This is a genomic window from Terrisporobacter glycolicus ATCC 14880 = DSM 1288 (assembly GCF_036812735.1).
In the GTDB taxonomy this organism is placed as follows: Bacteria; Bacillota; Clostridia; order Peptostreptococcales; family Peptostreptococcaceae; genus Terrisporobacter; species Terrisporobacter glycolicus.
The window spans coordinates 894733-909901 of sequence record NZ_CP117523.1 but is presented as its reverse complement, the minus strand read 5'-3'; the positions used below and the strand labels follow the sequence as shown (position 1 = coordinate 909901).

The 15169-nt window shown below is 35.6% G+C and carries 5 protein-coding genes, 2 tRNA genes and 2 rRNA genes; all 9 read right to left on the bottom strand.

Annotated elements, in window-relative coordinates; genetic code table 11:
• Position 1 precedes the first annotated feature (1 nt).
• Positions 2-1306: an MFS transporter gene (locus tag TEGL_RS04555; protein WP_018590363.1), complete on the bottom strand. Its 1305-nt coding sequence runs from the start codon at positions 1304-1306 to the stop codon at positions 2-4.
• A 240-nt stretch (positions 1307-1546) separates the two neighbouring features.
• A complete protein-coding gene (locus TEGL_RS04550) occupies positions 1547-3004 on the bottom strand; it encodes an aminoacyl-histidine dipeptidase (RefSeq protein ID WP_018590364.1) in 1458 nt (485 codons plus the stop codon).
• 120 nt (positions 3005-3124) lie between these two features.
• Positions 3125-4537: a YfcC family protein gene (locus tag TEGL_RS04545; RefSeq protein ID WP_018590365.1), complete on the bottom strand. Its 1413-nt coding sequence runs from the start codon at positions 4535-4537 to the stop codon at positions 3125-3127.
• 262 nt (positions 4538-4799) lie between these two features.
• A tRNA-Thr gene (locus TEGL_RS04540) sits at positions 4800-4874 on the bottom strand.
• A gap of 150 nt (positions 4875-5024) precedes the next feature.
• Positions 5025-7924, bottom strand: a 23S ribosomal RNA gene (locus TEGL_RS04535).
• 215 nt (positions 7925-8139) lie between these two features.
• A tRNA-Ala gene (locus tag TEGL_RS04530) sits at positions 8140-8215 on the bottom strand.
• Between the two features lie 94 nt (positions 8216-8309).
• Positions 8310-9814 (bottom strand): 16S ribosomal RNA (locus tag TEGL_RS04525).
• Together the 16S and 23S rRNA genes with 2 tRNA genes alongside form the textbook arrangement of a ribosomal RNA operon.
• A 513-nt stretch (positions 9815-10327) precedes the next feature.
• On the bottom strand, positions 10328-13972 hold the full coding sequence (locus tag TEGL_RS04520; protein WP_018592906.1) for a DUF4430 domain-containing protein: 3645 nt from the start codon (positions 13970-13972) through the stop codon (positions 10328-10330).
• A 204-nt stretch (positions 13973-14176) separates the two neighbouring features.
• The gene (locus tag TEGL_RS04515) at positions 14177-15070 is read right to left on the bottom strand and encodes a DUF4846 domain-containing protein (protein ID WP_018592905.1); all 894 of its coding nucleotides are present in this window, start codon (positions 15068-15070) and stop codon (positions 14177-14179) included.
• Positions 15071-15169 lie beyond the last annotated feature (99 nt).

Genomic DNA, 15169 nt, shown 5'->3' with positions numbered 1-15169 from the left:
ACTATTCCCCCTGTGTCTTAGATTTTTTGTTGAAATTGTTACCATATTTTTTTATCCATATAAAACAGAATATTGCTCCTATTGTTGCCACTACAGCCATCCCTATAAAATACATATGATAGCCTGTTACACCAGAAAATGCATCTAGTGTTTTACCTGCAGCTAATGGACACAATACTTCTGGCAGATAACCTAATGTTGAAACTAAGCCAATTGCTACTCCTGATTTTTCTAAAGGTATTCTTCCTTCAGAAAGTAATGAAAAATATATTCCAAAGTTTGAATACATTGCTAGATAAATTATTATACAAGCAAATATTAACATTCCAACTTGTAGCGAACCTTGTAATGAAGAAGCTAAAACTAAAATTAATGTACCTACTGCCATGGCTAAGAATCCAACTAACATTGTTTGACCTTTTCCAAATTTATCAGCTAAGCATCCTCCTGCTACTGATGATACTGGTCTTATATATTGTGCTAATACAGTAATTATTGCTGCAAAAACTGCAGAGGCACCAATTACATTTGATGCATATGGAGTAAAATAATAAAATGATATATTAAATACATAAGTTGAAAACGTTATTATTATAACCATCCATACAGCTGGCATTTTTATAACTTCTAACATATCTTTTAATTTTAATGATTGTGTTTTCTCTTTATTATCCTTTTCTGGCTCTTTTAACACAATTGCTAATATTATTGCACATACTATTGGACATACTGAGTAAAAAATAATAATCCAGTTTAATCCTAAGTTAGGTGCTGCTTTTGCTTGGAAAAATCCAAATATAGCAGTTGCTATAGCAAGATGCCCTGCATTAACAACTCCTCTACCACCTTCAAATATACCATATACTCTACTTTGTTCATCATCATTTCCTAAAGTTCTCATAACCTTCATAAGAGGAGGCCAAAACATTAATAATGATGTAAATCCCCATAATCCGTAAAGGATAACTAAACCTTCAAAAGAATTTACCACTAAGTGTAAAAATCCACCTAACCCAGTAGCTACTAGAGAAATTATTAACAATTTCTTTGCTGGAAACTTATCAGCTAATACTCCTCCAATAAAATATGAAACTAAACCTAAAAGACCATATGCACTACCTAAAGCTCCCATTTGAACATTATTAAGATTATACACAGACATATAGTCATTGTAATAATAGTTTCTAAAATACGGCATGGCATAAATTATTGAACCTGCAAAAGCTAGTATACATATTGTAAATAAGTTCTTTTTAAGTCCCGATTTAACCTTGCTTGACGATGATATATTAGTTGCTTGTGACATATAACCACCCTATTTTAACCTTTTCTTTTTATTTTTTATTTTTGGTAATCATGATTACTTTTCTTAAGCAAAGTATAACACCATCACTTAATAATTGCCATATTTTTTTGTTATTTTTTTATTTATTTTAATCATGTTTACATTTAAATTTTATTTGACATATTATTTTTTTCAAAATTATTTATATTTCAATAATTTTTGTGCACAAAAAAAGCGCCAACTTAAGTTGACGCTTTTTAATTATTTTATATTTTTTAATATAGCAACAAGATATTTCCAAGTTCTCTCAGTTGATGGTATATCTAAATGCTCATTTGGTGTATGAACATCGAACAAGTTTGGTCCTATTGATATTGCTTGTGCTCCTTTTATTGCATCTAGTAATAATCCACATTCTAATCCTGCATGTATTGCAACTATTTCAGGTTTTTTACCCATTAATTCTTCATATGTATTCACACAAATTTTCTCCAATTTGGAGTCTTTTGCATATTCCCACTCTGGGTAATCATCCATTAAATCTAATTTAACTCCTAATTTATTACATAATAAAGTCATTCTATTGTTTAAATCGTCTTTTAAACTTTTTACTGAACTTCTAGTAGCAAATTCAAATACAAAGTTTTCTTCATTGTTAGAAATAACACCTAAGTTAGTAGAACTTTCAACAAGTCCTTTAATATCCATACTCATTGTTTGGATACCTCTTGGCATTAAATTAATTAATTCAATTATACTTTCTTTGCACTTATCATTTAAAGCCTTATCATATACTGATTCGTGTTTTTCAAATTCTATTGTCACATCTGGATCTGAAGTTTTATATTCATTTTTGAATACTTTTAAAGTATTGTTTATTTCTTTTTCTAAGTTACTTTCATCATTGCTATTTACAAGTATTATACATTCTGCCTCACGAGGAATAGCATTGTTTTTAAGTCCACCTTCAACAGATACTAAATCAAATTCTATATTACAAACATTAGAAATATGATTTAGAAGTCTGCCCATCAGCACATTAGAGTTAGCTCTTTGCTTGTCTATTTCCATCCCTGAGTGTCCACCAAGAAGGCCTTTTATATCTATTTTGTAAGCTGATTTTTTATTTTCAACAGCCTTATATTCTTTATCAACTGTTACAACTGCAGTAACACCACCTGCACAACTTACAGTTATTGTTCCTTCTTCTTCTGAGTCAATGTTTATTATATATTTCCCTTCAAATAATTCACCTTTTATGTTCATTGCACCATTCATAGTTTCTTCTTCATCTGCTGTGAAAATAACTTCTAAAGCTGGATGTTCTATATCATCTGATGCAAGTAAAGCAAGACCCATAGCTACTGCTATTCCATTGTCTGCTCCTAAAGTTGTATCTGTAGCATATAAGTAATCTCCATCTACTCTTAATTCTATTGGATCTTTTGTGAAATCATGTTCTTTTCCTTTATTTTTTTCACAAACCATATCCATATGTCCTTGAATTATAACAGTAGGTGCATTTTCATATGATTTAGTAGCTGGCTTTTTAATTAAAACATTTAAATTTTCATCTTGTACTACTTCCAACCCTAATCGTTTTCCTTCACTAGTTAGGTAATCACTAATTCCTTGTTCATTTCCTGAACCTCTAGGTACTTTTGATATTTCTGCAAAATAATTAAATACTAATTCTGGTTGTAAATTTTCTATTTTCATTTTAATTCTCCTTTTAATTAAAAAGATTTAAAGAGAAAACATTTAAGTTTTCTCTTTTATTTGTAATTTTTTAATTTATATTATTTATTCTTTTAAGTTTTTTATAATATCAATTCTTTATTATACTAACATCATAGCTAAGCATAAGATTATTGATGATGATATAAATATTGCAACTAAAACTTTACTTACAAATTTAACCCATGTAGCATAATCTACTTTTGCTATAGCTAAAGCTCCCATTATTACACCACTTGTTGGTGTTACTAAGTTAACTAATCCACTACCTGCACTGAATATAGATATTATTAATTCAGCTTTGAATCCTAAAGATACTGCTAAAGGACCAAATATCGGCATTGATAAACCAGCTAAACCAGAAGTTGATGGTATAAAGAATGATAATACCATATATATTAAGAATGCTGCTATTGTAAATACTATAGGTGACATTCCATTTAACATTGATGACGCATGATTTAGTACATAATTATCTAATCCAGTAGTACTCATCATTACTGATATACCTTTAGATACACCTATAACTAGTGCAACTCCAACCATATCAGCAGCTCCATCCATAAATGATCCTACAATATCTTTTTCACTCATTCTGTAAACTACACCTATAATAATTGCCATTATTACAAACCACATACCTAATTCAGAGAACCACCAGTGACCTAGTGAAGATCCTGTTAAGAATGATGTATTTGCAAATATTGTTACTCCAAACTCTTCCCAAGGAATTACTGCTGCTACCATTACTAAAAATGTTAAAGTAAATAATCCAAGAACTATTCTTCTCTTAGTAGTAAATTCTACTACTTCTTCACTTTTATCATTTCCTATAAATGCGTCATGTGCTTCTTTTATTTCTCTTTCTGATAATATTGAAGCATTTTTATCTTTTTGAACTTTCTTCGCATATTTCATAACGAAGTAGATAGATATTAATAATGATGATAACCATAAAGCTACTCCAGTTCCTATAACTATTACCTGGTTAACTTCGATTCCTACTCCATTTAAAGCTCCTATACTAGTTGAAACTAAGAACGGGTTTACAGTAGAGCCTAAAACTCCACTACCTGCTCCAAGTATAATTGTGCCTACTGAAACTAATGGGTCAAATCCTGCAACTATCATAGTTGTTGTAACTAATGCAGCAAATGCTATAGTTTCTTCTGCCATACCAAAACTAGTTCCTCCTAAAGAGAATATTAACATAAGTACTGGTATTAATATTAATTCTTTTCCTTTTAATTTGGCAACTACATTTCCTATTCCTGCATCTAATGCTCCTGTTTTTGCTGTTACTCCTAAAAAACCACCTATTAATAAAACAAATATTGCTATTTCAATAGCCTCGTTTAAACCGTTTATCGGTGCCATAACTAAATCTGAAAATTTAGCTGCCTTAACTCCTGGTATAAATTGTGTTGCTAATGCTATTATTGCTGTAATAATTAATAACACGGTATAAGCCGATGGCAATGTAAATGATTTTTTCTTTTTATCTGGTTTACCCATTTTTCAATCTCTCCTTTTATGTCATTTTTAACAAACATTTTCTTTTTAAAGTCAAGTTGTTTCTATTTTCGACATATTTTGTTGAATATTTTTATTTTATATAAATAATACCATATTTCGTCAAAAATTTACATAGAAATTTTTTCCATTTTATTCCAAAACAAATCTAAAAATTATAAATTTTCATAATTATTAAAATTTGTTTTTCCTTTTTATTTTATTTTTCACACAAAAAAAACTAGGCTTTTGCCTAGTTTATTATTGGAGCTGGTGATAGGAATCGAACCTACAACCTGCTGATTACAAGTCAGCTGCTCTACCGTTGAGCCACACCAGCTAATCAAGTTTCTGTTATACTAATTAGTTAATTAGTACTTTCAAAACTGCTAACATTTAATGTTTTCATTAACTATTTTTAGCAACTAAAATCTTCCTTATAATTATATAATCAAAGATTTAGTTGGCGATATAAACCTTTAGGTTTATTTTGGTCAAGTCCTCGACCTATTAGTATCAGTAAGCTACATATGTTACCACACTTCCACCTCTGACCTATCAACCATGTAGTCTTCATGGGGTCTTAACCTTACGGTGGGAAATCTTATCTTGAAGTAGGCTTCGCGCTTAGATGCTTTCAGCGCTTATCCTTTCCGTACTTAGCTACCCAGCTATGCCCTTGGCAGAACAACTGGTACACCAGCGGTACGTCCATCCCGGTCCTCTCGTACTAAGGACAGGTCTCCTCAAATTTCCTACGCCTGCGACGGATAGGGACCGAACTGTCTCACGACGTTCTGAACCCAGCTCGCGTACCACTTTAATGGGCGAACAGCCCAACCCTTGGGACCTACTACAGCCCCAGGATGTGATGAGCCGACATCGAGGTGCCAAACCTCCCCGTCGATGTGGACTCTTGGGGGAGATCAGCCTGTTATCCCCAGGGTAGCTTTTATCCGTTGAGCGATGGCCCTTCCATGCGGTACCACCGGATCACTAAGTCCGACTTTCGTCCTTGCTCGACCTGTATGTCTTGCAATCAAGCTCTCTTCTGCCTTTACACTCTACGTACGATTTCCGACCGTACTGAGAGAACCTTTGAGCGCCTCCGTTACTCTTTAGGAGGCGACCGCCCCAGTCAAACTGTCCACCTGACAGTGTCCCACTACCTGATTCAAGGCAGCTGGTTAGAATCCCAGTACTACAAGGGTGGTATCCCAAGGATGGCTCCACACAGACTGACGTCCATGCTTCATAGCCTCCCACCTATCCTGTACATGTAGCACCGAGACTCAATGTCAAGCTACAGTAAAGCTCCATGGGGTCTTTCCGTCCTGTCGCAGGTAACCGGCATCTTCACCGGTATTACAATTTCACCCAGTCTGTTGTTGAGACAGTGCCCAAATCGTTACGCCTTTCGTGCGGGTCGGAACTTACCCGACAAGGAATTTCGCTACCTTAGGACCGTTATAGTTACGGCCGCCGTTTACTGGGGCTTAAGTTCACTGCTTCGGTTACCCTAACAGATCCCCTTAACCTTCCAGCACCGGGCAGGCGTCAGCTCCTATACATCGTCTTGCGACTTAGCAGAAACCTATGTTTTTGGTAAACAGTCGCTTGGGCCTATTCTCTGCGGCCATGTTTCCATGGCACCCCTTCTCCCTAAGTTACGGGGTCATTTTGCCGAGTTCCTTAACAACAGTTCTCTGGCTGGCCTTAGGATACTCTCCTCACCCACCTGTGTCGGTTTGCGGTACAGGCACCTTTAACCTCGATAGAGACTTTTCTCGACAGTGTGAAATCAGCTACTTCGCTACTAAATTTCGCTCCGCATCGTACTCCAGCATTATTCAGGCGGATTTGCCTACCTGAACTGCCTCAATACTTGCCCGCACATAACCAACAGTGCGGTTAGCTTATCCTACTGTGTCATCCCATTTCTCAAACGGTTATTGGTGGTACAGGAATATCAACCTGTTGTCCATCACCTACGCCTTTCGGCCTCGGCTTAGGTCCTGACTAACCCAGGGCGGACGAACCTTCCCCTGGAAACCTTGGGTTTACGGCCTGTGGGATTCTCACCCACATCTCGCTACTCATGCCAACATTCTCACTTCTATACAGTCCACATCTCCTTACGGTAATGCTTCAATCCATATAGAAAGCTCTCCTACCCATCATAAATGATGCCGTAGCTTCGGTAGTACGTTTTAGCCCCGGAAATTTTCGGCGCAGGATCACTCGACCAGTGAGCTATTACGCACTCTTTAAATGAGTGGCTGCTTCTAAGCCAACATCCTGGTTGTCTGTGCAATCCCACATCCTTTACCACTTAACGTACATTTAGGGACCTTAGCTGACGATCTGGGCTGTTGCCCTTTTGACTATGAATCTTATCACCCACAGTCTGACTCCCAAGCATAAGAATACGGTATTCGGAGTTTGATAGTCTTCGGTAAGTGCAATACCCCCTAGGACATTCAGTGCTCTACCCCCGTTTCTCTAAATCTTGAGGCTAGCCCTAAAGCTATTTCGGAGAGAACCAGCTATCTCCGGGCTCGATTGGAATTTCACCGCTATCCACAGGTCATCCCCGAGCTTTTCAACGCTCGTGGGTTCGGTCCTCCACGAAATTTTACTTTCGCTTCAACCTGCCCATGGATAGGTCGCCCGGTTTCGGGTCTACGTCAACTAACTATACGCCCAGTTAAGACTCGCTTTCGCTGCGGCTCCACACCTTAAGTGCTTAACCTTGCTAGGTAACGTAACTCGTTGGCCCGTTCTACAAAAAGTACGCAGTCACACAAATAATGTGCTCCTACAGCTTGTAAGTGTAGGGTTTCAGGTTCTCTTTCACTCCCCTCCCGGGGTTCTTTTCACCTTTCCCTCACGGTACTATACGCTATCGGTCACTAGGTAGTATTTAGGCTTGGAGGATGGTCCCTCCTGCTTCCCACAGGGTTTCACGTGTCCCGTGGTACTCTGGATCATATCTGAAGTCTTCTTGTTTTGACTACGTGGCTTTTACACTTTATAGCGGAGCTTTCCAACTCTCTTCGTCTACAATAGCCTCTTCGTTATGATATGTCCGCAACCCCAGTGAAGAAAACTTCACTGGTTTGGCCTGTTCCGCGTTCGCTCGCCGCTACTTACGGAATCGAATTTCTTTCTCTTCCTCCGGGTACTTAGATGTTTCAGTTCCCCGGGTTCCCCTCGCATAGCTATGTATTCACTATACGATACTTAGACATTACTCTAAGTGAGTTTCCTCATTCGGAAATCTTGGGATCACAGTTTACGTGCAACTCCCCCAAGCTTATCGCAGCTTATCGCGTCCTTCATCGGCTCCTAGTGCCAAGGCATTCGCCCTACACCCTTAATAACTTGACCAGTTATTAAAAATTAGCGCCAAAGTCTTTGTCTTCATATACATTCAGACAAATCCCTTTGCTTAAAGTTGATATTTTTAAAAGTTATCTTCTTCTTTATATAATGTCATATCACTAAATGTTATGCAGTTTTCAAAGTACTATTTTTATTTTTAGCCATTTTTTAAAATTTTTTTATATAATTTTTCCCTTATAATATAAAATGACACAAAAATATGGTGGAGATGAGGAGGATCGAACTCCTGACCCCTTGCGTGCAAGGCAAGTGCTCTCCCAGCTGAGCTACACCCCCATGTAAAGATACATTAGTGATTAAAAACCGCTAATGTATTTATATGAGAAAGTAAAAAACTCTCAAAATTAAACAGTAGGTTAATTCTCCCTAGAAAGGAGGTGATCCAGCCGCACCTTCCGATACGGCTACCTTGTTACGACTTCACCCCAGTTATTGATTTCACCTTCGACACTCGCTTCCCAAAAGGGTTAGCTAAGTGGCTTCGGGCGCCCCCAACTTCCGTGGTGTGACGGGCGGTGTGTACAAGACCCGGGAACGCATTCACCGCAGCATTCTGATCTGCGATTACTAGTAACTCCAGCTTCATGTAGGCGAGTTTCAGCCTACAATCCGAACTGAGAATGGCTTTAAGGGATTAGCTCGGCCTCACGACTTGGCTGCCCTCTGTACCACCCATTGTAGCACGTGTGTAGCCCTAAGCATAAGGGGCATGATGATTTGACGTCATCCCCACCTTCCTCCAGGTTATCCCTGGCAGTCCCTCTAGAGTGCCCAACTTAATGCTGGCAACTAAAGGCAAGGGTTGCGCTCGTTGCGGGACTTAACCCAACATCTCACGACACGAGCTGACGACAACCATGCACCACCTGTCACTTCTGTCCCCGAAGGGAAAAATGCGATTAGGCATCGGTCAAAAGGATGTCAAGCTTAGGTAAGGTTCTTCGCGTTGCTTCGAATTAAACCACATGCTCCGCTACTTGTGCGGGTCCCCGTCAATTCCTTTGAGTTTCACTCTTGCGAGCGTACTCCCCAGGCGGAGTACTTAATGCGTTAGCTGCGGCACCGAGGGGGGTAACCCCCGACACCTAGTACTCATCGTTTACGGCGTGGACTACCAGGGTATCTAATCCTGTTCGCTCCCCACGCTTTCGTGCCTCAGTGTCAGTTACAGTCCAGAAAGCCGCCTTCGCTACTGGTGTTCCTCCTAATATCTACGCATTTCACCGCTACACTAGGAATTCCACTTTCCTCTCCTGCACTCAAGTCTCCCAGTTTCAAGAGCTTACTACGGTTGAGCCGTAGCCTTTCACTCCTGACTTAAGAAACCACCTACGCACCCTTTACGCCCAGTAAATCCGGATAACGCTAGCCCCCTACGTATTACCGCGGCTGCTGGCACGTAGTTAGCCGGGGCTTCCTCCTCAAGTACCGTCATTATCTTCCTTGAGGACAGAGTTTTACGACCCGAAGGCCTTCATCACTCACGCGGCGTTGCTGCATCAGGCTTTCGCCCATTGTGCAATATTCCCCACTGCTGCCTCCCGTAGGAGTTTGGACCGTGTCTCAGTTCCAATGTGGCCGATCACCCTCTCAGGTCGGCTACTGATCGTCGCCTTGGTAAGCCGTTACCTTACCAACTAGCTAATCAGACGCGGGTCCATCTCATACCGCCGGAGCTTTGATAAGAAATACATGTGAATCTCTTATATTATCCTGTATTAGCATACCTTTCGGTATGTTATCCATGTGTATGAGGCAGGTTACCCACGCGTTACTCACCCGTCCGCCGCTCTTCACCGAAGTGAATCGCTCGACTTGCATGTGTTAGGCACGCCGCCAGCGTTCATCCTGAGCCAGGATCAAACTCTCATAAAAAAGTTGTCCATCGCTCAGACTAATCATTATCTGAATATCTGGCTTGGTTTGTTTGTTGTTTCAGTTTAATTCTTAAAGAATTAATTTATTGTTAACCTACTGTTTAATTTTCAAAGTTCTTTGCTTGTTTCAGCTTTTTAAGTTTATCAAAATCAAAACCTTATGTCAACACCTTTTTTATATTTTTTATTCGGTGTTTGTCTCTCATTTGAGGACATGTATAACTATATCATCATAATAAATATTGGTCAAGACCTTTTTTTATTTTTATATAATATTTAAAACCTCTTTAGTGTATCTTATAAGCATATATGCTATGGACATACAAATTAATATTACTATTACTGATAAAAACAGAACACTAATTCGCATAAATCATCTCCCTTAATTACCCAATATTTTTATTATGTATAATATATAGACAACATTTTGGCTTAGATAAACATTTTAATTTTATAAAATAAGCCGAAACATAAATTTATGTTTCGGCTTATTTTTAAGATATATTAATTTTTAATTGTTTTTATTTTTTCTAACAAAGAATAATCCACCTACTGCTAATATTCCCATTGCCAAATACCCAACTGATGAAGGGTCTCCTGTTTGTACATTACTACCACTTCCAGAAGAATTTTGGTTTGAATTATCATTATTTTGATTTCCACCTTGGTTTTGATCATCCTCTACATCTTGATCTTCATCTGAGTCTGGCTTTTGATCATCCCCTTGGTTATTATCATTATCTTGATCATTATCATCATCTTGATTCCCATCTCCAGGATTTGTTGAATTATTACCTTTTAAAACTGTTTTTATTACTTCTAAAGTTTCATATCCTTCTTTTGTCATTTTAATAGATACTGTTTTTCCTTCTTCTAATTCAGGTATTTCTACTTCAAAAGTTCCATCTTCATTTACTGACCCATTTCCTACTAATATTTCATCAACATAAATGTCTATATTAGCCCCAGCTTCACCTTTACCTGTTACTACTTCATCTGTAGATTTTATATCATTTACTTCTAATTTTTTTTCAAATTTTTCTAGTATTTGACTTAATGCGTTGTTTAATTTATCAATATTTTCTACAAAACCTTTTTGATCATATGTTAATGCATCATATTTTTCTTTTACTGATAAAACCATTCCATGGTCAGATTCAGTTATTTTTTCTGGTAATGCATTTATTAAATCATCAACTTCCTTAGCTTTTGCTAAATTTTCTTCTGCTTTAAATATGGCAGATTTTAATGATTCAACTTTTTCTTTTTCTGTTACATATGATTTTACTTCATCACTTAATTTATTATATGTATCTAATTTAGCTCTTGCTGATTTCAATTTTTCTTTGCTGTTAATATTATCTACAACATAATCTCTTATAGCGTTATCAAATTCGTCTGCTGTAGCTATTTGTTCTATATTTACTTTTATTTTATCTAAATTCTCTACTGCTTCTTTGTCTTCACTAAAATATAATTTAGCTCTATCATTTAACTCTTTATGTCTTTTGACTAAAGATTTAGCAGTTTCTAATTCTTTCCTATTCATTGGTGTATTAAACTTTTTCACATCTGATGCAAGTTCTTTCGCCATTTGTTCATAAGCTTTTTCTTCATCAATTTCTAATAATATTTCATCTATCTTAGCTTTTGCATTTTTAACTTCTTCTTTAGATTTTTGAGAATCACTCATAGCATCATATGCTGCTAAAAATGCGGTTACTTTATCTAAATCCTCTTCAGTTGCAGGTATTTGTATACTATCTAATATAGATAAAAGATTTTTAACCTCTAATTTATCAATTTCACTTAAGCTATTAGTTAATTTGTGTAATGTTGTTTGAGGTACTAATGATTTTTGATATTTATCTAAATTATCATATATTTCTTTTAATCCTAAAACATAGCCTTTTACTTCTTGTGAAAATCCTCCAGATAAATCAATTTTATTAACTTTCGAAACAAATTCATCTACCACTTTTTGATTTTCTTCTTTAATTTCAGATATTGTTTTTTCAGCATCAATTAATATATTTAGGTTAGTAACTTTTCGTTTAAACTCATCACTTAAATCTTCATAAGCTTTTCTAACTTCTTTTACTTGTTCTTCTTTTGCCAAAGTAATTTCACCCAAAGCATCTATTTTTTCCATTACTATTTTAGCAGGATTTTTCTTTACAGTTACTGTTGCTGTTATTGTTTTACTTCCTATTTTGGCGCTTACTTTTGCAGTTCCTGCTTTTTTAGCTGTTAAAAGTCCTTCATCTGATATAGTAGCTACATCTTTGTTTTCTACTGACCAATTTATTTTACCTAATGAACAACCTGGTGCACCTTTAACTTCTAATTGTTTAGTTTCATCATCATATAACTCTACATCATCTAATGTATAATTAATTTGGTCTTGCATATCATAAAGTGAAGATTTGCCATCTAAAAATCTTTGATAAGCAACTAAAGCATACATTCCTTGGTCTGTTGCCATAGCATCTGTATTCATATCTAATACGTGTTTAAATCCTCCACCTTCACTGTAGAATTGCATTATTCCACTTAATAAATTACTTTCTTTTCCTGTTTTACTATTTACTTTTATAAATCTTTCATCTTCTAATGGATCTATACCAAGTGCAGTAAGAGCCACTATAACTTGAGCTGTAGATTCACTATTCATTGTTCCCCAGCTATTATATGCTCCGTTGTCTAATTGTAATTTCGAAAGTTGAGTTACTCCTCTATCTACTGCAGATTTTACTTTTTCATTAGTATTATAGTATGGTGCTAAAGATTGAATGGCCATAGCTGTTATATCCGGATCTGGTGAATTACCACTTAACGCCCATCCTCCAATTTCTCCTGATGTTTGAGTTATTTCTTTGCCTAATATATAATCTATTAGCATTTCTCTTGTAGTTTGAGTTTTACCCTCTGGTGCTTTTGGTATTTCATATCCTCTAGTATCTAAAGCTATAAGAGCAAATATAGGTCCATTTATACCTTGTCTTTTAACTCCATTAAAATCTCCAAGTGGTGCTACCATATTATAAGTAACCATTTCACTAGTATTAGGATCTTTTACTTCTATTTCAGTAGCATCTAGTCCTATTGAAGAAAATCCTAAAATAAGTCTAGAATACTCAGTATATTTAGCTTTATGTAGTACACCTTTTTTCTCAGCTATAACTTTTTTTACATTTTCAACGTATTTTTCGTTGTATCCATTTGGTACTTCTATTCCACCTCTAGCTAAGCCTAAAACAGTCCATTCTCCGCTAAATGTTCCAAATCCAGCTTCTGGTACAGTTTTTAATAAGTAAGTACCTGTTTCTTTTATTGCATTAGAAACAGATTGGTTTATTTTATCTTTTTCATATTTTTTAATACTTGATTCTAGATTTTCAGTTGCAGATTTTACTTTTGATTCAGTAGTTTCCATGTCTTGAGCTACTTTCATAGCTTCATCATATGATTTTTTTACTTCTTTATTTTGAAGTAATTTTTCTTTTTCTTCTGAGCTATTAACTGTCGCTATAGCTGTAGTTAACTTGTCTTTTACTGGTGGATTTACTAGTGCATCTCCTCCACCCATAAACGTTGACCCTAAATCGCTACCATATCCCCAAGTTGTAAATTGCCATCTCATTACGTCTCCATCTTTTAACTTATATTGTCCACATCCGTAATTTGGAAACCAATTGTTAACGGCATACATCCAACCTGACATGAAAGTATAGTCAAACTCCCCTAACCAATCTTCTCTATCTCTTCCATATGGTTCATCACATTCTTTAAGAATATATTCTGGTATTTTAGCATCTCTATGATCCTTATCTTTAACACTTGCCAAATAGAATGATTGTCCTACTTCTCCTGATTGATCACCTATACTTCCTGTATATTCGTAACTACCTTTTCCTAAATTTTCGTCGATCATTCTAGTTATTACTGTCGCTCCTGTATCACCTTCATATATAGGCACCAAAACTGGTTCAATAATATAACCAAGGCCTAAAGTGAATTTTTCCATACTTACTGTAACGTGTCCTACAGGCTTCTTTTCATCTGCATAAGCAGTAGGTACTTTTACAAAACATGCTGAAAATGTAAGTATTAATGCTGTTAATACTGATATAAACCTTTTCAATACCCTCTTCATATATTCTCCCCCTTCTACTAATTTTGTAACTATTTTGTTACTATTTAATTGTAATTGTATTTCCATGTCTATTCAGTATGATTTTAGAGTAGCACTAAGGTAGTAATACTATTAAACTACTACTTTTCAAGGCTCAGTTATTTTCTTGCAAAAAATTAGTGCACCTATAAATTTAGGTACACTAATTTTTTATTATTTATTTTTTCAATAATCTAATTGTCTAAAACATTCTTTTTCAAAAGTATATCCAGGAGTTTTAAATGGATATTTAATATCAGACACATAATACCAAGGATTATTGTCTTCTCTGTTACTTTTTAATATATGAAACTCTTGAGCAGGCATATATCCTTGAGCTAATAGAAATGCTTTTTCTCCCTTTTCATTTTCGCACATATCAACAACTATTACCACATGTCCTGGACTTCCTCCAGTAATAAAAATATCCCCTATTTGCATTTCATCCAATTTAATTTTTTTAGATTCTTCTTCAAGAGATAACGTACTTGCATAAGCAAAAACCATATTAAGATAATTTTCAAATGATTCTTTGGAATCGTCAAATTTACTTGTTTTTACCCATGATGAGCTATTTCCATTAGTCTTAACTCTGTACCCATTTCTCCATTTTTCATAATCACATAGGAAGCCATCTACAAAGTGAAATTTAATTTTATCAAACTGTTTTTGTTCATAAAAATATTCTGCATATACTCTAATCACAGAGTCTGCACATTGTTGTAAATTTCTATCCCCAAGATGCATATCAAATACAGCTGTATGAGCACTTTGATTGGCCTTTTCTTTTCCATTATAAAGTAATACAGGTGAGCCATCTTTTTTTAATGGATATTGACGTAAAAATTCTCCCATACTGTTTTTATCACATGAGATTCGAGTAAATCCTTCTGGAGTATTAATTCTACTTTCTAAAGTTCCACCCTCTTTATTAATATAATTGTAAGTTGATGTATCTTTGCTAGATGTCTTATTTTCTGATGTTCGACTTGTTTTTGATATGTTTTTCCATAATAAAGGTAAACCAATTAATGATATAACTAATATTATTAATAAAATAATTCGTAATGATTTTTTCATAAACCCCTCCTCATAATTGTGATTATTTCCCATATATAATACCATAATCTTTTAAATTCACCTAATTATTATAAATTAATATAATTTACGCTACAAAAA

Bases quoted from the DNA above. Each gene is read 5' to 3' on its own strand.
- TEGL_RS04555 (WP_018590363.1), bottom strand. From the start codon at position 1,306: ATGTCACAAGCAACTAATATATCATCGTCAAGCAAGGTTAAATCGGGA.
- TEGL_RS04550 (WP_018590364.1), bottom strand. From the start codon at position 3,004: ATGAAAATAGAAAATTTACAACCAGAATTAGTATTTAATTATTTTGCA.
- TEGL_RS04545 (WP_018590365.1), bottom strand. From the start codon at position 4,537: ATGGGTAAACCAGATAAAAAGAAAAAATCATTTACATTGCCATCGGCT.
- TEGL_RS04520 (WP_018592906.1), bottom strand. From the start codon at position 13,972: ATGAAGAGGGTATTGAAAAGGTTTATATCAGTATTAACAGCATTAATA.
- TEGL_RS04515 (WP_018592905.1), bottom strand. From the start codon at position 15,070: ATGAAAAAATCATTACGAATTATTTTATTAATAATATTAGTTATATCA.